The organism is Psychrobacter urativorans, from assembly GCF_904846695.1.
GTDB lineage: Bacteria > Pseudomonadota > Gammaproteobacteria > Pseudomonadales > Moraxellaceae > Psychrobacter > Psychrobacter urativorans.
In genome coordinates, this window is the sequence record NZ_CAJHBR010000006.1 from 1 (window position 1) to 20,555 (window position 20,555).

General features: G+C 39.2%; 17 protein-coding genes and 3 pseudogenes. 5 read left to right on the forward strand and 15 right to left on the reverse strand.

Translation table 11 applies throughout. From position 1 onward, the window contains the following. A partial coding sequence (locus tag JMY09_RS05810) for a hypothetical protein (protein ID WP_201622780.1) occupies positions 1–204 on the forward strand: 204 nt, incomplete at its 5' end. A gap of 166 nt (positions 205–370) precedes the next feature. Here JMY09_RS05810 and JMY09_RS14515 read toward each other — a convergent pair. Continuing rightward, positions 371–592, reverse strand: a complete 222-nt coding sequence (locus JMY09_RS14515; protein ID WP_227677190.1) for a hypothetical protein — start codon at positions 590–592, stop codon at positions 371–373. Between the two features lie 60 nt (positions 593–652). Then, a complete protein-coding gene (locus JMY09_RS05815) occupies positions 653–1,792 on the reverse strand; it encodes an alkene reductase (protein ID WP_201622659.1) in 1,140 nt (379 codons plus the stop codon). A 144-nt stretch (positions 1,793–1,936) separates the two neighbouring features. Between JMY09_RS05815 and JMY09_RS05820 the strand changes: the two genes are divergently transcribed. Further along, complete coding sequence (locus JMY09_RS05820) at positions 1,937–2,887, forward strand: LysR family transcriptional regulator (protein WP_201622660.1); 951 nt, start codon at positions 1,937–1,939, stop codon at positions 2,885–2,887. A 571-nt stretch (positions 2,888–3,458) separates the two neighbouring features. Here the strand turns inward: JMY09_RS05820 and JMY09_RS05830 are convergent. The 6 genes from JMY09_RS05830 to JMY09_RS05855 all read right to left on the reverse strand — a co-directional run bounded on the left by JMY09_RS05830 (position 3,459) and on the right by JMY09_RS05855 (position 9,003). Next, positions 3,459–4,154 carry an HAD family hydrolase gene (locus JMY09_RS05830; RefSeq protein WP_201622661.1) on the reverse strand — a complete coding sequence of 232 codons (696 nt, stop codon included), beginning with the start codon at positions 4,152–4,154 and terminating at the stop codon, positions 3,459–3,461. Between the two features lie 111 nt (positions 4,155–4,265). Next, positions 4,266–5,255: an ABC transporter ATP-binding protein gene (locus JMY09_RS05835; RefSeq protein WP_201622662.1), complete on the reverse strand. Its 990-nt coding sequence runs from the start codon at positions 5,253–5,255 to the stop codon at positions 4,266–4,268. Position 5,256: 1 nt separating this feature from the next. Then, the gene (locus tag JMY09_RS05840) at positions 5,257–6,105 is read right to left on the reverse strand and encodes an ABC transporter permease (protein WP_227677191.1); all 849 of its coding nucleotides are present in this window, start codon (positions 6,103–6,105) and stop codon (positions 5,257–5,259) included. Positions 6,106–6,123: 18 nt separating this feature from the next. Continuing rightward, on the reverse strand, positions 6,124–7,032 hold the full coding sequence (locus JMY09_RS05845; protein ID WP_201622663.1) for an ABC transporter permease: 909 nt from the start codon (positions 7,030–7,032) through the stop codon (positions 6,124–6,126). Continuing rightward, positions 7,029–7,838 carry an alkaline phosphatase family protein gene (locus JMY09_RS05850; protein ID WP_201622664.1) on the reverse strand — a complete coding sequence of 270 codons (810 nt, stop codon included), beginning with the start codon at positions 7,836–7,838 and terminating at the stop codon, positions 7,029–7,031. Before JMY09_RS05850 ends, JMY09_RS05845 begins: the two co-directional genes overlap by 4 nt. A 52-nt stretch (positions 7,839–7,890) precedes the next feature. After that, the gene (locus JMY09_RS05855; RefSeq protein ID WP_227677192.1) at positions 7,891–9,003 is read right to left on the reverse strand and encodes an ABC transporter substrate-binding protein; all 1,113 of its coding nucleotides are present in this window, start codon (positions 9,001–9,003) and stop codon (positions 7,891–7,893) included. A 328-nt stretch (positions 9,004–9,331) separates the two neighbouring features. On the opposite strand from JMY09_RS05855, the pseudogene JMY09_RS05860 reads away from it, so the two are divergent. Further along, positions 9,332–9,570, forward strand: a pseudogene (locus JMY09_RS05860) (transposase); the annotation flags it as partial. A gap of 65 nt (positions 9,571–9,635) precedes the next feature. Then, positions 9,636–9,902 (forward strand): annotated as a pseudogene (locus JMY09_RS05865) (transposase); the annotation flags it as partial. 267 nt (positions 9,903–10,169) lie between these two features. On the opposite strand, the gene JMY09_RS05870 reads toward JMY09_RS05865, so the two are convergent. Both JMY09_RS05870 and JMY09_RS05875 read right to left on the reverse strand, forming a co-directional pair. Beyond that, entirely contained in the window at positions 10,170–10,538 is a 369-nt protein-coding gene (locus JMY09_RS05870) for a DDE-type integrase/transposase/recombinase (protein ID WP_201622773.1), read from the reverse strand. A gap of 415 nt (positions 10,539–10,953) precedes the next feature. Further along, complete coding sequence (locus tag JMY09_RS05875; RefSeq protein WP_227677193.1) at positions 10,954–11,277, reverse strand: hypothetical protein; 324 nt, start codon at positions 11,275–11,277, stop codon at positions 10,954–10,956. Positions 11,278–11,586: 309 nt separating this feature from the next. Between JMY09_RS05875 and JMY09_RS05885 the strand changes: the two are divergent. Further along, positions 11,587–12,498 (forward strand): annotated as a pseudogene (locus JMY09_RS05885) (IS3 family transposase); the annotation flags it as partial. 19 nt (positions 12,499–12,517) lie between these two features. Here JMY09_RS05885 and JMY09_RS05890 read toward each other — a convergent pair. The 5 genes from JMY09_RS05890 to JMY09_RS05910 are packed head-to-tail and all read right to left on the reverse strand — an operon-like array spanning position 12,518 to position 20,291. Continuing rightward, positions 12,518–13,168, reverse strand: a complete 651-nt coding sequence (locus JMY09_RS05890; protein ID WP_201622667.1) for an IS1595 family transposase — start codon at positions 13,166–13,168, stop codon at positions 12,518–12,520. 23 nt (positions 13,169–13,191) lie between these two features. Then, positions 13,192–15,507: a DEAD/DEAH box helicase gene (locus JMY09_RS05895; protein WP_201622668.1), complete on the reverse strand. Its 2,316-nt coding sequence runs from the start codon at positions 15,505–15,507 to the stop codon at positions 13,192–13,194. Positions 15,508–15,546: 39 nt separating this feature from the next. Then, the gene (locus tag JMY09_RS05900; RefSeq protein WP_201622669.1) at positions 15,547–16,866 is read right to left on the reverse strand and encodes an ATP-binding protein; all 1,320 of its coding nucleotides are present in this window, start codon (positions 16,864–16,866) and stop codon (positions 15,547–15,549) included. Positions 16,867–16,903: 37 nt separating this feature from the next. Further along, on the reverse strand, positions 16,904–19,372 hold the full coding sequence (locus JMY09_RS05905; RefSeq protein ID WP_201622670.1) for a tellurite resistance TerB family protein: 2,469 nt from the start codon (positions 19,370–19,372) through the stop codon (positions 16,904–16,906). Positions 19,373–19,424: 52 nt separating this feature from the next. Further along, positions 19,425–20,291, reverse strand: coding sequence for an exonuclease domain-containing protein (locus tag JMY09_RS05910; RefSeq protein WP_201622671.1), 867 nt, complete (start codon positions 20,289–20,291; stop codon positions 19,425–19,427). Positions 20,292–20,555: the final 264 nt, after the last annotated feature.

A 20,555-nucleotide genomic window follows, 5' to 3' on the forward strand; every position in this document is an offset into this window, starting at 1 on the left:
ATTCGTCACCTATTACGAGCGGCAAATACGCTAAATGATGGCAAAGGATTTATTGGAGAAGGCTTATTACGTAAGCTATTAAAAGATACCTATTATGAGCATATCTTGCCACCTACCCATCTAGATATTCAGGAAGAAACGAAGCGTAATGACTCTATTTTTTCAGAGTATTGGGAGTCTCTTAAAGGTATTTGGCATAAATAAGCTCCTTTAGATTGTAACGCTTGTGGTGGCTTAAACTCTCAGTCACCATAAGATAGTGAAGGTGATAGATGAAACTCTAGTAGTGATCTGTAGCTGGCTATTTTAAAAGCTAAGGCAGTTACAGTTACTATGATGATTTCTCTATCACCTTTTTTTGTGCTTAGCTTTATTTCTCGCCTCTAATGCGGTGAAATAACCAATCTGCCAATGGAAAAGACACCATCTGGGTTAGTGGCACAAGTATTATGGTTTCTATCAGTACAACTACCGAAAAGCTCAAATCCTTAGTAACCGGCTTTAATACACTCAGCACGATTAACAACGTAGGAAAAAGACCTATATAGCCAATTAATATCTTTCTGAGTCTGTTTTTTATTTGACTTTTCATAATCTTGCACCATCTAACCAAGGAAGGATTGTAGGTTTCTGGGAGCTAAAGACGGATTGCCTACTTTTGATAGTAAGGATAATCAATATAACCAACCTCAGTGCCTCCATACATAGTGATAGGGTCTGCACTATTGAGTGGCCAATTGTTAGCGATACGCTCCGGCAAGTCAGGGTTGGCAATAAAAGGGCGCCCGAACGCAAATAAATCTCCATACCCTTTAGACAGTACCTTAAGTGCTTTTGACACCGTATATTTACCCGCATAAATAATACGACCTGAAAACTCTGCTCTTACTGCCTGATAAAAATCTTTTGGCAGATCAGGCGCATTATCCCAATCAGCTTCGGCAATCGACAAATAAGCAATGCCCGCTTTTTCAAGTATTTTAACTGCTTCAATATAAGTATGATGTGGATTAGACTCTACAAGCCCTAGATAGACACGAGTCTCGTCGGTACTAGCGAATAATGGAGCAAAGCGAACGCCCATACGGTCGGAACCAACAACGTCACTAACCGCCGCAACAACTTCTTTTAGAAAACGTAAACGGTTAGCCAGTGAGCCGCCATATTGGTCATCACGCTGATTGGTGTGTTCTGACATGAACTGATTCACTAGATAACCATTAGCACAGTGTAATTCAACACCATCGAAGCCTGCCTCTAACGCATTACGTGCCGCTTGTGCATACATCTGTACTAGCTCACTAACCTCTTCGGTGCTAAGTACACGTGGCTCGCTTGGGTCTGCTAGCACGCCTCCACCAGAAGTAGTCTCAATAAATACTTTGACATTATTAGCCGCTATAGCTGAGGGTGCTACAGGCTGAGCATTATTGGGTTGTAAGCTGGTATGAGACACACGACCCACATGCCAAAGCTGAGCAAAAATAATACTGTCTTTGGCATGCACAGCTTTAGTTACTTTTTTCCAGCCTTCAATTTGTTCCTGTGAATAGATACCAGGTGTCCATGCGTAACCTTGTCCTCTAGGCTCAATTTGAGTGCCTTCGGTGACCATAAAGCCAGCTGTTGCACGTTGCTCATAGTAATTGGCCATCAAATCATTAGGAATGTCGCCTGACTGAGTGCTGCGAGAGCGAGTGAGTGGTGGCATAACAATGCGATTTTTAAGCGTATAAGGACCGAGCTGCACAGTTGAAAATAAAGGAGTAGTATCTAGGTTAGTTTGTTTCATAATATTCTCTTATAAATTGTAGGAATGGCTTTTCTAAATAGTATTATTACTTTAATCATTAATGTCATTGATAAATTAATGTTCGTAAGCATAAAGATTTATAGGTACAATTAGAAACAAGCACATTTTGTATAAGATACAATTATGAATGGTATGAATCGGCTAGATATTAAACAGCTTAGGGTGCTGCATGCCTTACTTGAATCAAAGAATCTTTCTCAGGTAGCACGACAAATGGGCTTAACTCAGCAAGCTATCAGCGAGCACTTGCGTAAGCTACGTGATTTGTTTGATGATCGCTTGCTTGTTCGTCAAGGCAACAGCATGGTGGCTACACCAAAAGCCCTATCTATGCAATACTCTATTGATGAGATATTAAAACAGTTAGAGAGATTGCTAGAGCCGGATGTTTTTACTCCACAGACTTATAAAGGGGTGTTTACCATCAGTGCAACCGATTATGCTACTCAGGCCTTGTTACCTCAGTTATTTCATATCACCCGGCGTGAGGCACCTGGATTAAAAATAATAGTACGTGATTTTGCTTCAGATAATGTCAATGAATTAATGGCAGCAGGTGAGCTTGATTTACTGATTACTTTTCCAGAGTTTATTCCTGATAATCTGCCTTATGAGACCTTACTAGAAGATCAGCATCTTTGCATTACTGGTTGTCATAATAAGTTTGAGGGGCGAAAAATGACTCTAGCAGAAGTTGCTACCTATCCGCAGCTGGTAGTATCTCCCTCACGCGCCAATTTAAAAGGCTCGCATGATCAATGGTTTGCAGATAAAGGTTTAAAAAGAAACATTACTATGTCAGTGCCGAGTTTTTCAGCAGTATCTGATATTTTGTACACAACTGATATGATTGCCTTTTACCCCTCAAGATTATTGCCCAATTATAAAGTTAAACACATTGAGGTAGAAGCCTTGCCACCTAAATTTAAGGTGATAGCGGCCTGGCATCCACGCACTAACGACAGTGAAATACACCGATGGTTGATTGAGCAACTAAAAGCGTTAACTCTGCTGTTAAATCCATACACTCAAACTCGGGGGGAGGTAATCAGCCTACCGAAAGAAATTTTTTAGGTATGCCAAATACTCTTACATTATTATTATTTTTATTTATATCCTGATCTAGAATAGATAAATACTTATTCGTTAAAATCATATATTGACTCTTAGCTCACATTTAGCAGTTTTATGAGCTATTTTTTTATGAGCTATTTTTTTGTGAGCTATGCTGAAGAAACCGTACAAGTAAACTTGGTAAACTAAGCGTATTAATCGGAGTTTACCATGAATAAGAAAATCAGAACTTACAGCACAGAATTTAAAACTGAAGCGGTTAAGAAGATAGCAGAGAACAATGGGAATATTTCAGCGACTGCAGAGTAGCTAGGCATAGTCATGCAGACATTATCTAACTGGAAAAACAAAGCTAAGTTTATCTCTATGGTTTCTTCAGCATAGCTCAGCTTGTATCTATAAGTTTTTATTATATGGCTGAACCACCCCAAGATTATCGGAGACTTAACCTGTTAAGCCAAGCAGCTTAACTTATATAAACAGTCTCCGAGATAGTCGGGGCGGTTGCGTTATCCCTGCTGCCACTCTTCTTTAATGCTTCCGCATACTTTTGGAACACCACCCCTTAAATTTACCAATCCTCTATTAACCACTGTTGGGTTAGTGCATATGTGCGCAGATAATCATCTGGGGTCACGCAGATAGAGACATCCGCCCATTCAAGTAAAGGAATATCGTTCTTTGAATCCGAGTAGAAGTAAGTTTTATCAAAACTAATATTTGCTAATTTCTTTTTATCTAGCCATTTATCAATATGATATATCTTACCTTCTTTAAAGTTTGGTCTGTCAGTTAGTTTACCAGTATAGCATTGGTTCTTAAGTTCAAGTGGAGTAGCGATTATATTGGCTTCTAAAAGGCCAAAATGCTGAGCAATGGAAGATACTAAAAAATCATTAGTAGCGGAAGTAATGACCACCTCGCGACCCAACTCAAGATGCTCATGCAATACGCGTAAAGCTTTTGGGCGGATGTGGGGAATAATCTCACTTTCAACATAGTCCTTACGCATCTCATAAAGGCGCTCAATAGGTAAGGTACTTAAAAACTGAGCGACAAACTCATTATATTTAATAGCATCCAGCGTACCAGCGATATATTCTTGGTAGAACTTTTGGTTAGTACGGCCGTAGTTCTCTTCATTAACGTAGCCGTGTTTAACCAGATATTTACCCCATAAATCATCGCTATCGACATCTAGTAAGGTATGATCTAAATCAAAGAGCACCAGCACAGTGTCTTTTTTTTGCAGACGAGGTGTATTCATACTAATATTCCTGTAGCTAATAATTGAACCTTAAAGCATATGCATAAATAAATTGATTTTCCATAATAAATATGAATTATTAATGAGGATATTAAACATATGAAATCCTCTCTATGCCATGGTTATGACCTCATCTTCAGGAATCGTTAAATAGACGCTATCATTAATAATGAGTTTGCTGGCTTCACCATAGTTAAGAACATCTACATCTAATATTTCACCTTCGTCAGTCTTTACTTGATAACGCACTACGCCGCCAGTTAATGTACGATCGATAATTTTTCCTGCGACATCTCCATTAGTAGAGTTTATCTGAATTGCTTCAGGGCGAATTGCCATGTCTAATTGTCCAATGGGTAATTTATTTAAACAATTAAAGCGCCCAATATTGTAATTCCCAATGAAGCCAGCAGTGAATTTACTATTTGGCTGGCTATAAAGTTTCTCTGGTGTTGAATGTTGTTCAATACGACCTTTATTGAGTAAAACTACTTTATCAGACAAAGCAAGTGCCTCTTCTTGATCATGTGTGACAAAGATGGTTGTCAGCCCTAGCTCTTTATGTATATGTTTTATCTGTTGACGTAGACTTTTACGCAACTTAGCATCTAAGGCAGATAGCGGCTCATCAAGTAATAATAAGTCTGGTTCCATGACAAGAGCACGAGCGAGAGCAACACGTTGCTTTTGTCCACCAGATAAAAAAGCAGGCTTTTGCTGAGAAAATTCGGTTAATTCCACTAGCTCTAAAGCTTCTTTAACCTTACGCAAACGATTCTCAATGGGTAGCTTTCTAATTTTAAGTCCAAAGCCTACATTGTCAGCCACGGTCATATTCGGAAACAAAGCATAATGTTGGAAAACCATGGCAATATTGCGATTTTGCGGTCTGGCATGGGTAATGTCTCGACCGTTCAAAATGATTGACCCAGAATCCAAGAATTCAAGACCAGCTATGCTGCGCAATAAAGTGGATTTTCCGCAACCTGAAGGTCCAAGCAGAGTGATTAACTGACCTTTTTCTATATTCAAATCTAAATCACCAACTACAGTAAGCGCACCAAAAGACTTTCGTGCATTCTTCAATCGTAAATAGCTCATGTTAGCCCCTTCTTTTTGAGCCACTAAACATATTAATAATGGCAGTAATAATAAGTAGAATAAAAAAATATGAGATAACTACCGCACTGCTTAAATGTCCAGAGAGATTTTTTAAGCTGTATAAGTAAATTTGAATAGTCTCGAATTGTCCACCTATCAAAATATTTACATAAACAAACTCGCCAATTAAAAAAGAAACGGATATAAAAAATGCAACAATAAAACCTGTTTTGAGATTGGGCATAACCACGTAAAAAACAGTCTTTAAAGAGGTCGCTCCCATTAGATTAGATGATTCAATCAAATCTTTGACTCCAATAGCTAAAAAATTACTATCCAAAGCTCGGTAGACAAAAGGTAATACAATGGTGAAATAACAACCAATAAGAATAAGAATGGCACCAATTTTGTTATTTAGGAAATCAGAATATAGGTTTAATACACCTATAGAACTAACGATAGGAGGTACTGCAAAAGGGAGCACCAAAACAAAATTAATCCAGCGCTGCCAATGTGGTTTTTTAGTGTGTACGATTAGTAGCACAGGAAATATTAAAGTAATACTTAATAATGCGCCACTAATACATAATAAGAAGGAATAGAAACAGGCCCATAGAAATCTTTCATCTGTCCAGATCTGTAACAACCATTGAAATGTCCAAGACTCGGGTAATATAGATTGTGACCAATTACCCGAAATAGCATAGATACCTGTTGAAGCAATAGGTATTGTTATTATAGTTAGTAATACTAAAATATATAATGAATGATAAATCTTATTGACTTCAGATTTGGTTCGTTGCTTGCCCCCCATTGGGGAGTTAATGGTATTAGCTGGCTGATTTGACATAGCTGTTTTTCCACTTTATTACGTATGATATCGACCAAGCAAATATTGATGAACAATCGTAACGATAAACATCAAAGAAACCAATATTAATGCTAACGCCGCTGCCATATTTGGTTGTAATGTCAAATTACCTGCAATTAATGCTGCTATACGAATTGGTAATATATTGAAACTGCCTGATGTGAGAGCATAAGCAGTAGCATAAGCACCCAAAGCATTAGCAAACAAAATGATAAAAGTACCCATAATGGCAGGTGAAAGTATGGGTAAGCCTACTTTAAAGAAATATTGAAAAGCACTGGCACCTAATAGATAGGCGTTTTCTTGCCAATGTTTTTGTAATCCAGAAATAGCAGGGAATAATAATAAAGTTGCTAGAGGGATTTGAAAGTAGATATAACTTAGCAGTATTCCATTAAAAGAGTAGATATCAATAATATTGGTTAAGCCGAGTTTTGCGAGTAATAGGGTCATTACACCACTAGAGCCAAAGACTATAATCATAGCAAAAGCTAATGGAACGCCGCTAAAGTTACTCAATACTGTATTGATAGCAATGAGTATTCGACCTAGGGTAGAATCTTTTATCACTTCAAGCGAGTAAGCGCCTTGAAAACCTATTAATAAGCTAATTACGCTACTGTATAAACTAATTTTTAGAGATAAACCTATTGCTTGTAAGTAGAATTTACTACTAAAGATATCTTTAATATTTCCTAAAGTTAGTTCACCTAAATCATTATAAAAGGCATTGATTATAATCCAGCCAAGCGGCGCAAGAATAAATAAGATAACTAAAGCAATAAAAGGGAGAATGAGAATATATATTTCGACATTTTGTAGTAATTTTCTTGTAGGAGTGAGCGAGTCGATATTTTTACCATAGTCAGATTTAGTGGTTCGAGGCTCAAAAATTTGAGTGGTCATATTAATAACTCTCTACAGATAGGTTTATCATGCTCAATACCTAGTAGGTTACAGACTGTACCGCAAAGCTCGGTTTGGTTAATGCCATTAGTCATATCATTATAGGAAAATTGATCACCAAATACATACAAAGGTACTTCGCGCTCTTCCAGTAAAGTCCCACCATGCGATAAGTCATTGTTCATACCATGATCGGCGGTAACAATAATCTGGTAGCCATCCTCTTGCCAAATATTTATATAGTTTGATAAATACACATCGGCATTACGAGCGGCATTACGATATTGCATACTATCAACTCCAAACTTATGCCCTATATCATCAATATTCATTGGATGTACTAGCATGAAGTCTGGTTGATAATTTTGCCGAAGGTTTTCAGCATCATCAAACAGGTGTGAGTCAGGATAAGTGTCATCGTAATAAAAATGGCCATACTGAATAGGTAGCCTTGAGTCTGCAATATGACGGTCGGTTGCCGCATTGAAAGGGCTGTGGTTATACAGCTCGCTTATCCAGTGATAAGCGGCGGCCGCAGTAGATTTGCCTGCTTGTTGGCAATAATGAAAAATACTTTTCTCATCAGATAGCCGCTGAATCTTGTTATGATATATACCACTGTCAATAGGACGAATACCGGTGAGGATGCACTCATATAATGGGCGAGACAAAGACGGCAACTCACATTGTAATACGTATGATTTACCTCGTTTTTGTTCACATAATGCCTGCATAAATCCCATACAGTCAATACCAACTTTAGCGTTCAAACCATCCAATATAACTAAAATTACCTTATTACTCATCAAATAAATCCTTAGATATCATGAATCTGTAAAATAGTGTTATAAATACATATTACTGTTGATAAATAAGAACATTCTCTTGCCATAGCTGTGGTAGCTTAGCTGATGTTTCTTCCCAAACCTTAGCATCAGCAATAGGTCTGGCATTAGTATATTGAGATTCAGGTAACAACTTGGCTTGAACATCTTCTGGAATAGTTAAATTAGCAATACGGATAGGGCGAGCGTAACCACGAGCAAGATTCAACTGTCCTTTGTCTGACAAAATATGTTCACGTACGAGCATAGCAGCATAAGGGTGCTTAGCGTATCTATTGATAATTGTGGCGTAACCTGATTTTACTGATCCATCACTTGGAATAACGACGTCAAAACGAGAGCGGTCAATTTGATCACGATAATTTAACCCATTAAAGTCCCATACTACTGCTACTTCTATCTCACCTTTTTCGAGGTTTGCGACTGAAGGGTCAACCATGCCAAGACGCCCTTTTTTAGCTAGATCAGCAAAATATTCCAACGCAGGTTCTAGGTTAGCCTCTGTACCCCCTAAAGCATAATTAGCCGCTAAGACACCATTAACGGCTTGACTAGCAGAAGATATATCACCAATCGTCACTTTATATTTAGAGTTCTTTAGATCGACCCAGCTTGTAGGGATTTGATCAACCTTTTGTTTGTCCACTATAAAGGCGATAGTTCCCGTATAAGCAATTACCCAATGTCCATCTTCATCTTTTGCCCAAGCAGGAATTTGCTCCCATTTACTAGGCTTATAAGGCAGGCTTATACCTTTTTCTACAGCAACTGGTGCAAAAGATGCACCTACGTCGCCGATATCAGATGTAGCGTTATCTTTTTCAGCGATAAATTTTGCAATCTCTTGAGCAGAGCTCATATCGACATCTGTGTGTTTGATGCCATATTTAGACTCTAAATCTTCCCATGTTTCTTTCCAGTTTGCCCAAGTATCCGGCATACCAACACTATTTACCTCACCTTCAGCTTTAGCTTTAGCGGCTAAATCATCAAGTGAGAGCTCCGATGCTTGTTCATACTCTGTATTAGAAATAGGTGCACTCTTCACATTACTGGAGTTATTACAGCCACTTATTAGAAAGGTGGAGAAAGATAATCCGAAAAATATATAAGACGAAATACGCATGAAGCTATTTTCCATATTTTTAGTTAGGTTAAGAGGTTATTTAAAGATATACAGCTACTTTTAATAGGTTGCAATAAAATTACACCACTCCAAATGTAGCTTATTGATTTTAAATAGGTACTCTAACGATTTAATATGACAGTATTAAGTCAAACCCTGATATCAATCAAGCCACCTAAGTATTTCTAAAAATAGTAAGCACCCACTAGGACGTGTCATCAATTGGCACAGTTATTTTAGAATAAGCTATACTAATTTTATATATAGCAAACTCAGCTCAACCACCAGGACAAGAGGACATGCCCTGCATGATGACCAATGGTAGAAAATTAAAGCGCTTCTACTCGGTATGTAGGTATTACCACAAAAGACAACCGATTATCCATAAAAGCAGTTCTGTACCGCTATAAGACCGTCATCCCTTGGCGTAACCTGCCTCAATGCTTTGGCGACTTCAGAGTGGTTAATACTCGTTTTAGTCGTTGGTCAAAAAAAGGCGTATGGGAGCAGGTTTTTAATCAGCTGTCTGAACAATCAGATGATGAATATGCCATTCTAGATGCCACGTGAGCTATGCTGAAGAAACCGTAGAGATAAACTTGGTAAACTAACGACTCAATGAGGAGTTTATCATGACCAAGAAAATCAGAAACTATAGTACAGAATTCAAAGCTGAAGCCGTTAAGAAGATAGTAGATAATAATGGCAATGTTTCAGCGACGGCAAAGCAGCTAGGCATAGTCATGCAAACCTTATCTAACTGGCACAAGAAAGCGAATGAAGGCAAGCTGATCTGTGCTAAAGAATATGATCCTGAGCTTATGGCAGCTATTCAGGAAATAAAGCAGCTCAAGCGGCAGCTTAAAGTTGCTGAAGAGGAGCGCGAGACTCTAAATGAGGAGGGATGAAGCGAAGTACTGATTGTAGTGGTCAACTAATTTAGGACAGCTGATAAGAGGTTTTGATTAAAGTAACGTTTCTCTTTTTCTAGCAGTGTTAAATAATTGTTAAAAGTATGCGGTCTCACGGTTTGATAATAGCCCTAGATATAATCAACAATGGCGCTTTTAGCCTCAGCGATATTCTCATAACCACCCTTTGACATCCATTTTGTTTTAAAGCTCCTGAAGAAGCGTTCAGTTGGGGCGTTGTCCCATGAGCGAGGATTAGCAAAGCACTGCTTTGCCCGAGTGCAAGGCGGAGGGCTGTGCCCGTAGTGAGTTACCTTTTCGGGTCATACTTTGTGTCATGCCCTCACAACTTGCCACGGATTCAGCGAATGTCTTACTGGTGTAATGGGTTCCCTGATCAGAGTAAAACAGCACTCCAATTGGCTGTAAGCGCGTCTGATACGCCATCTGCAGCGCTTTGGTTGTCAGCATACTGTCAGGGGAATCTGATACAGCAAAGCCAACAATACGCCGAGCATATAAATCTAATACCACAGCAAGATAACACCAGCCGCCTTTGATACGAATATAAGTGAACGTCGCCCGTCCAGACTTGATTAGGCGCTGCTGGGCTAAAGTTTCTATTTAAGATATTGTGATGCATTTTATGCGCCTCGTCAGCATGCTTATATTTATGCGTCTTTAACTGACAGCTTTTAAGCCCCATCTGCGCCATGAGTTTCCCCGCCACATAGCGAGTAAGCTTTATATTATGTTCATTCATTAGTATGGCAACAATTCGGCTTGTTTTGAGCAATAACGCTCAACTATTCGTTTTATCATTACCGCCTCAACATAAAAAAAACGAAAGAACCGGAGAAGTGTCTTTCGCTTAGGACCTGCATAGCTATACCAATTTACAACTAATCTAATACCAGTATAGAAAATATAACACTACAGTGCGGCGTGGGTCAAGTTATCTAATAATCCTTAGACAAACACCCTCTTCCTTGCTCTCTTTTTTAAGTTCTCCAAAACTATTAACTTGTTTAGCATGCTACTATATCACTTTTTCACTAATACAATCGCTTTTATGCAGTGCGTTATAGAGCCTTGTCTCTGCAACTTTTATCAACGCCTCACGCTTAGCATAAATGTAGGTTTGGGTAGCATTTGTATTAGATAATCGAGCTCGGTTGTTTTGTTCTTGCCATCCGATAATATTCTGCAAAAGATCGGCACAATAAGCTTCGTGAGCCTCATCAAATAATGGGGTATCAACAGTAGGCGCACTACCAATGTCATCTGCGACCGTAGTGATTGCCAACATCATGATAGCGTCAAAACTTTGCGAGCTAACTTGTACATCATTTTGCTTTTTCATATCGAACATCTTCTTACCCTTTTAAGTTTAAAAATGATTGTCTATGCTGGCTAACTCTTAATTTTCTGCTCAGGAATTTATAATTCGCTATATTAAGTTGTTGATGTGACAAACTAATGACATCATCATAATTATTTTTAATACGTAATTGCAGCATACAGCCAATATTAGTTTTGACTACATCTCACAGTTTTCCTCTAAGTTGAACCTATAGTTTGCGATATCATTATTAATCCACTTTACCAGCTCTTCCAGATCATGAACCGCCCTCGGATTGTCGAAGACTCAATATTCTGAGAGAATACGACAATAAAAAGACAAGCCTATACTCCTGAGATTAAAGAACGCACTGTTCGCATGCTCATTGAAGTATTAAGCGACTATCCCTCTACATGGTCAGCCATCCAAGCCATAGCATCAAAGATTGGCTGTACACCTGAGACCCTGCGATCATGGCATAAGAAGAACATAGAACAAACCACTCCAGCATCATTGCAAGCTCAAAGCCAAGAGCAACGTATTAAAGAGCTTAAACGCGAGAATAACTGACCGTCAGCAAGCCAACGAAATTATACGCAAGGCTGCTGGGATTGAAGCCCAAGCGGAGACGGGCCGTCCACCCAAATAATGGTCGACTTTATTGATGACCATAAAAACAATTATGGGACCCTAGCCATCTGCCGAGTACTACCGATTGCCCCATCAAATTATTATGGTGCTCAAAACTTAAGCGACAACCCACATAAGCGTTCACTGCGCAGTCAGCATGACCTACAAGGCGTCTGGCGTGGCAAAGGCAAGATTACCACCAACAGCCGTAACGACCCAAAGCGCGCTGACGATCTAGTCAATCGCAACTTCAATGCCCATCGTCCTAATCAGCTTTGGGTTGCAGATTTTACCTATATCAAGACACTGAGTGGCTGGGTTTATACTGCTTTTATTATTGATGTGTTTGCTCGCGTCATTGTGGGCTGGAAAGTATCCAATCGCATGAACACCGATATGGTGATGGCCGCACTCAACCAAGCGATAACAGATAGAAATAAGCCTAAAGATGTGATTCATCATAGTGATAGAGGGGTTCAGTATTCATTCATTCGCTACACAGATAAGATGGCTGACTGCGGTGTTATTGCGTCTGTTGGCACTACGGGTGATTCTTATGACAATGCACTGGCTGAAACGGTCAATAGGCTGTACAAGTCTGAGGTAACTGACTAGGGGCTGTCCTAGATAACTAGTTCAGTTCCTGTTTAACCCATTGTTTTAGCTGATGTAATTGGCGTTTTGGATCACTGTAATTAAAACGCCACTCGCATTCCTTTAAAAACAGATGGAAATGCTCTTTTGGGATGCCATTATATTTACGCATATGACGCTTTGCTTGACTCCAAAAGTTCTCTATTCCGTTAATATGATTACTGTCTTGTGCAAATTCTTTTGAATGATTAATGCGGTAATGGGTAAACTCACTGACATCAAGGGCGTTGTAACTTCTGAATGAGTCAGTATATACAATGCTATCAGGCTTTACTTTCTCTCTTATAATAGGGATTAGGGTATCGGCTCTGGCATTAGGGATAATACAAGCATAGACGCTACCATTGCGCTTAAGCAGTCCAAAAACAGGCACTTTGTTACCAGCACCGCGACCACGTTTGCCTTTGCGTCTGCCGCCAAAGTAGCTCTCATCAACTTCTATTTCGCCTTCTAGAAGGCCAGGCTCCTGACTATTTTCATAAATCAATAGTCTTAGCCTGTGAAAGTAATAGCTGGCTGTTGTTTTATTAACACCCACTAAGCTTGCTGCTGTTCTTGCGGTAGAACCGGCAACAAATAGTTCAATAAGTCTGGTTTGTTTGTACCAACTTAATCTACTCTTTCTCATATGACTATCCTAGATTATTTTACTTATCTAGGACAGCCCCCTGTTTTTTTGAAGTCCTCCAGCCACTTTTTCAACCCAATAACATCGAAAGCTTGTGCCCCGTAACCAATGTTGAGCAAATCATCAGGTAAATACTCATCAAATTTTTCAGTCATCTTGAAAGGTACAGTTGCAGCAAGCTCAGTTGCTGTAGGTAATACCTGATTGGCAAGCTTCTGTAAAAATTGACAAACCTGAACCGAATCAATCTTATTAACACAAATAACACCTGCATATGCTTCAACAGTGAAGTCATCTCGTATAAGCAACGCCGTTAAGGTATTTACAATTTTATCTCCACGCCACATAAATATATAACTATTTCCATCTTTGTCTACAACAGGCTGATTACTTAAATCATACCTATTAAAAGTATCAATACTTTCTGAAAATAATTGTCTTGCCGTTTTATCAGCAAAATCTAAATGTTGCTCACCAACTTGAATACGGTAATCACCGTTACTTAATACCTCATACATCTCTTGGCTTACTCGGTCATGTATCGACATACTACCGCCACCAAAAGTTGGAGGCTTGCCACCACCTTTGACAGAGATAACATCAACTACTTTTTTATCCATGTCAATATTTTTGACTTGCCAGCGTTTACCCCCAAAAATAATATATTGCTCAGGTAACAACATGGTCTCAATTGGTAAAGTGCCAAGCGTTCTATTACCAGTTACGATACGGTATTCTTCTGGCGTCTTAAAGACTGCATAAAAAGTATAATGACTAACAATACACTCACCGACAACACCTAACACCAATTGATTATTACCAAGCTGAGTAAGTAGCTGCAACTCTCCCATTTGACTAAGTAGAGACTTAAAGTGCGCTGGTTGTATTTGTTGAAAGGGTCCTTGTCTACATAACAGTATATAAAGCTGGTCGGCACGAATACCGCCCCATTGACCGATAGTCGCTAGCACCTGATGCAATAGCGTTGAGAAGTGATATAACGACGTATCGGCAGGTTCAAACCACTTATCAACAATCAACAGTCTTATCATTGCAAATGACTGGATTAATTCAAGACGTAGCTTGTCAATGAGACTGGTATCTTTATCAATCTCTTTTTCAGTAATCAACATTCTAAGTACTGCCGAACCACCACGCCTACCCGAACGCCCAAGCCGTTGCCTAAGACTGGCTACAGAGTGCGGAGCCGTCACTTGCACTACAGTATCAACCTTACCAATATCAATCCCTAGCTCTAAGGTCATAGTACACACGGCGGTAGTCGGCAACGCTTCTTTCTGTAATCGTGTTTCCAAGCTTTCTCTAAGCTCTTTTGACAATGAGCCGTGATGAGGGAAGAACTCATTAGGCACGATATTATAATCACACAAATCACTAAGCGCTGTCGCTATCATCTCCGTACGTCTACGGCTATTAGCAAATATTAGATGACTACCACCACGGCATAATCGGTATAAGTCCGAACAAACTTGCGCCTCAGCAGTATAAGGATACTGAATACCAATATTTTGAGAGTCAGAACTTGCAATACTATTCTTTTTAGAACCTGACTCAAGTGCTAATTGACTAGGCTCTATGTAACCTTTTACTTGTACTTTAATACTAGCCTTTGCGTCATCATCTTCAATAATGACGCAAGGTAGTGACTGATTAGGCCTTAATGACTGCGGTACGCTTTTCAGATCTCCCAACGTTGCACTCAGCGCTACTCTCGGAATAGGTGAATTTAAACGTTCAGTGACATGCTCAAGCCGCGTCAAAAGAGATAATAAATGCTGACCACGCTCGCTACCCAAAAAAGCATGAAACTCATCAATCACAATATATTTTAGGCTACTAAAAGCTTGTTTGACCCAACCTGAATCCCGAATCAATAAAGATTCAAGCGACTCAGGCGTAATCAAAATAATTCCTGATGGCGACTTTTTTTGTTTATTCTTTTTACTCTGTGGGCTATCGCCATGCCATGGCGTCACTTGCATATCAAGCAACTCTGCTAGACTCTCAAGCCTTCGATATTGATCATTAATGAGCGCTTTCAGTGGGCTAATATATAGAATGCCTACTCCGTTACCTTGACCATCTTTTTCATACCTGTCTACATTTTTGCTATCATATGACTTGACAAGGGCACTACACGCTGGCAAAAAGAACGCTTCAGTTTTGCCGGCAGCAGTCGCCGCACTAATAAGTACGTCGGTTTTTCCAGACAAAACTGGTGCAACAGCCTTAGCCTGCACTTCACGCAATCCACTCCAACCTTGGTTAAATATCCAACGCTGTATACGGAAGTCGAGCTGGAGATGAACATCTCTCAAAGGTGGTTTCTCATATTTTTTGTTAAAATTATTATTGACCTATAACCTAAAATCGGCAAGTTCGTCTTCCTCATTCATACTACTCATATCAATATCAATATCCATATCAGAGGGCATTTCAGGGTCAATAGATACTGAGTTAATAAGTTGATCCCACGAAATAGCTGGATTTTGATCAATGACAGCTAACATATCCAAAAATGCTTTAATGGTATTGCGAGGTGTTCTAAAATAAGCATCACCTATCGTTTGACTGCAATGCTGTAAAAAAGCTTGCAAGGACTCATCAGGTACTAGATATTCTGCTTCATCACCACCTGCATAAACATGACGCAGGTTTTTCAGTAAAATATACAGCTCTTCTGGTGTGAGACTTGATAAATGCAGTGCAGGAGACGAATAGTCGATCACGCCTGCCTGCTTAGCAAAGCTATTATCTGCTAAGCGCGTTTGCAAGGCATCATAGCTATACAATCCTTTACGCGGATCAAGTAAGAACTCAGGCGTACCGCCTAACAAAAATCCTAGATGCTCAGCGGTACCTTGCAAACAGTCATTTAGAATACGCAGTATCTGCTCATAATTGGCTTGGCGTGCTTGTGTGCTATTAAGCTTATACAAGTTGACCATCTCATCGAGATTGACTAACAAACCTTGATAGCCGGCCTGCCGTACGAATAGACTCATGATTTTAAGTGCATCATAAAAAGACGCGTCAGATATGATAGTACGCACACCTAAATCGCGCCTTGCATCAGTCTTAGCTGAGTACTCTGCACGCAACCATCGAATCGCATTGACCTTTAACTCATCATTATCTTCTTCGTGACCTCGCCAATAAGCTTCAATAACTTTAGCAAAGTCGTAACCGCCAACCAATTCTGTCAATTCAGCTAACTTGTCTTGGATAACATCGCTAATTGCCTCACCTGTACTATCCGCTTGTTTGCGGGCTTCAGTAATGAAACGTTCGACCACACTGGCCAAACCATTACCATCCGGTTTATTGCGAGTAGATAGATTGCGCATAAGCTCAGAGTATAAGTTTCTTGCTTGTCCTGACGATGCTTGAATACGTCTATCAGGTGATAAATCAGCATTAACAGTGACCAACTTACGCTCAAGCGCAATTGCCCTTACCACACTCAAAAAAAAGGTCTTACCTGAACCATACTCGCCAATAATAAGACGAAACGCCGAGCCACCATCAGCGACGCGCTCAATATCACTTATTAGCGCTCTAAGCTCATTGATACGTCCTACTTGGATGTGCTGAATACCAACCTTAGGTGTGACTCCTGCCTTGAGCGACTGAATGATAGCATCGCGCTCTTTTGCTCTAATTTTTTTACCGGTCATTATTTATCCTTGATAGCTCTATTATTGATTCTTATTTTTAGTACAATGCCTTTAATTCTTCGACAATCTCAAAGTCAATTATTACTTCATCATTTTCTTCTAATACTGGTGCATCGACATTATCATACGCCCAATCATTGATGGTCTCGATAGCACCATTTATCATCAAATTTAGTGACCCACACAGAACCTCAGCTTCTTCTCGTTGCCATATCTCTTTACTAATCAGTTGCTGATAAAGCTGACTATGAATAGTATCTAAACCTTTAACAACAGACTCGTTAATCACATCAACTTCACTACAGTTATCTACTTGTTCATTTGGTTGTGACTCATAATCGCTTTCTATATCGTCATCATCTACTGCAAAAATGCTCGCCAGCATTGCTTTAGCATCGCCTGTCTCGCTTTCATACAAGGCTAATAACTCAGCATTAAAAATATACGTCTTACTATTATGATTGGAAATATCACCGTTAGCACCCATACCTTGCTCATTACTATTCTTAAGCTGTGCCTCATTACTGAACGTTGGCGTTATCTTTTTAGCGCTAGTTAAGTGATGAATATCATTAACGACCGCATTTTTATCGAGCCCCAAGGCCTGATACAGCTTTTCAATTTGTTTGATTTGACTGGGTTCGACATTACCATTAGCTAAAGCAACGGAGATAATAAAGCGACTGATAAAGCAAATGTGCTTGTCATCAAGTACTGCTAGCTTTGCCTTTAGACCTTCCATATTAGAGGGGCTATTTAAGCGCCATAACAGATAAGCCTTTAATGACGCTTTTTCAATAGTAGTAAGCTGAGTATCTTGCTCAATAATCGCCAGTAGCGTATCTACCTCTCTTTTATCAACATAGCCATTAATGGTTGCAACCATGGCACCCAATCTAAGTGCTAAACTGATTTGATGAAATGAGGTGCTCGGCTCAAAGTCTTGTCCATGACCGCTATCAAATAGAACCACATATCCATCTGGTTTAAAACTGGTCTGATGGTATCGTTGGTCTGGCACAATACCAAAGCCTGCTAACTCAGCTAAACTTGTAATAATTTCATTATGCTTTTTGGTAAATGTTTTAGGCATCTTATGCGACGACTGCTCATCCAAATACCCACATAATTCTTTAGCCGTTGTCAGACCTTCATCATTTTGAATAACAGATTTTGCCCATGCTTTAAATTTTTGTATTACTGGGTATTTTTCTTGATAGGCTTGCTGCTGAATAAGCGCTTTTGGTAGTAATAAAATAGCATCTATATCTGTTTTATCATTACTATCACGACCTAAATAACGACTGTAGGCGTCTAAAGCATCATTACATTGTTCGGCAACAGTAATCAGTTTTTTGATGGGCGCTTTTAATATACTAGGATCTTGTAGATCATCAAGCGTCAGATCAACATAACCAATTGAGCGGCTGGCAGCGTTATAATTTAACGTTAGCTTGGTTTTATTGGGAGAAACGGTGAATCCATTTGGATAAGCTTCTTGATATAAAATATCGAACAGATCTTTGAATTCTGACTCACAGCGCCTTGCAGGCGTCCTAAAGTTATATTCATTAGAAAAAATGAGCCACTCCCATGCTAAAGTGGCAGGAATTGGCAGATTTAAGGTTACCATTTTTGCTAATTGCATTTTAAAGGTTAGGTTGCGACTACTGGCAGGCGGCGGGGAAACCTGGTGTGCTTGTAATCTTTCTTCAAATAGTGGCGAGCGCACAAGTGCCATAAATTCTAAAAAATGGACAGAATAGTTGTGAAATGATGACTGCTTGCCATAAATATTATGCAGACGAAAAGCTTCGTTATAAATAGCAATAAACTCATCATCAGACACATTGTCTATACTAATACTTTCAATGACTCTGCGCTCAAGCCCATTAAAGTAGATAAACACATAGCCGATGGGCGTATGGGGATTTGTACGATCAGACGCTAACCAGTCTAAATAAATACCACGACATAAAGCTGAAAGCTGTCCATAAGTTGGCCAGTAACCCAGCGACTCATCACTATAAATAGCTGTCGTACTATGGATAGCTGATGGTGGACTTACTGATAAACGCTCATCTATTAATGATGGCTCAGTACCATAGCCAGCTAAAGCATCAAGCTGTCCACCAAAATAAAAAAAACCTCGTTCAATAGTGCGATTATGAATGGTTATAGACTCATACTTGGTTACCCAGCGACCCTTTGTGTGATTGGAGGAGGTACTGTATTCCTTTGATCTCTCCGATGACAGAATAAAAGTAGCAAGACTATCCACATCATCCAAGTCATCGCTGTCAACATGATTGTCATCAAAACTATTTTTATTAATACCATTGTCATGGTGCCTATTTGTACGGTTTTGATCATTATGACTAATTTGCACCCCTGCAGACGGCCTTATATCAGGTGGCAAATCTATAAGATGCTTTTTCACCTCATTACTCTTGGAGTCATACTTCTCTTTGAATAGCGCCACGACATTTTCGATAAAGTTTTTCATTACCTATAAAACCCATTCTAAGAAAGCTAGATAAAAGAGGCGGACAGAACGATTAGAGTTTAAGCATTTTAAGAAAATCATGCTCTGTAATAATATTGATGTCGATACCTTCTGCAATCAGCGTCTCTGATTTACGCTGTTTGCTACTTTTATCATGTCCATTTAATAATGTTAAATCTGGTGTACCCACCACTAAATAATTGAGCTTTTTAGAAACACCAGCCTTAACATGAAAACCTTGCCTTGCTGCAATATCAGCAATTTCTGCGCGTTTTATAGACAGCTCACCCGTAAAACATATATTTAACCCAAAAAACCGCCCTTCCTCATTACCTTCTATAGAGCGATTTTGAGTAAAGCGCTGCGTATGACTACTATTTTTTGGATGGGATGGCTGATCTTTTAACCATTCAATAATTGAAGCATTATTTTCTCTAAGAATAGTGGTTGTCACAAACCCACACGCTTTAGCATCTTCTAATGCATCATGATGATCAAAAGTATACCTCCATTCCTTACATACATTAGCAAGATTATATCCTGATGTGCTAAACCGCTGGCAAGTGTCACGTACCATGGCAGAGGCATCCACCCATTGCCAAGGCGGCAGTGGCAAATTATGATCTGATAAGCACTTCGTTATCGCTCTTTGATCAAAATTGGTATAACTAACCACAATATTGTTACCAATAAATTGAATGATATGGCCATAGATATCAAATATAGAAGGAGCATCTTTCACTTGCTTAGTATCGATGCCATGAATATCTATATTTATTCGACTAAAGCTAGACTGTGGTCTGATAAGGATACAGTAGGTATCTATCAATTTACCTTTAATATACTTTGCCATACCTATTTGGCAAATAGAGCCGACGTCTGAGTTGGCAGTTTCTACATCAATAGCCACAAAATTCATTGTCTATCCTTGTTCAAATAGCGTGTAATATATGAATAATGATAAACTAAAATTGATATTTTTACCTACTTGATTGATAAATACTGAGGTAAGTTTAATCGCAATCAAACTCTCGTCTTGATAGTGAATAAAAGAAGTGTGAATTGAGATGAACATCTTCGATCAGACAGGAGCTAGCACATAACCTATTGATAAACGTCTTGGCTGTCAAAGATAGCGTCTAAAGTAGCACTTAGAAAGTTGCCAAGCATTGCTTTGTCAGCT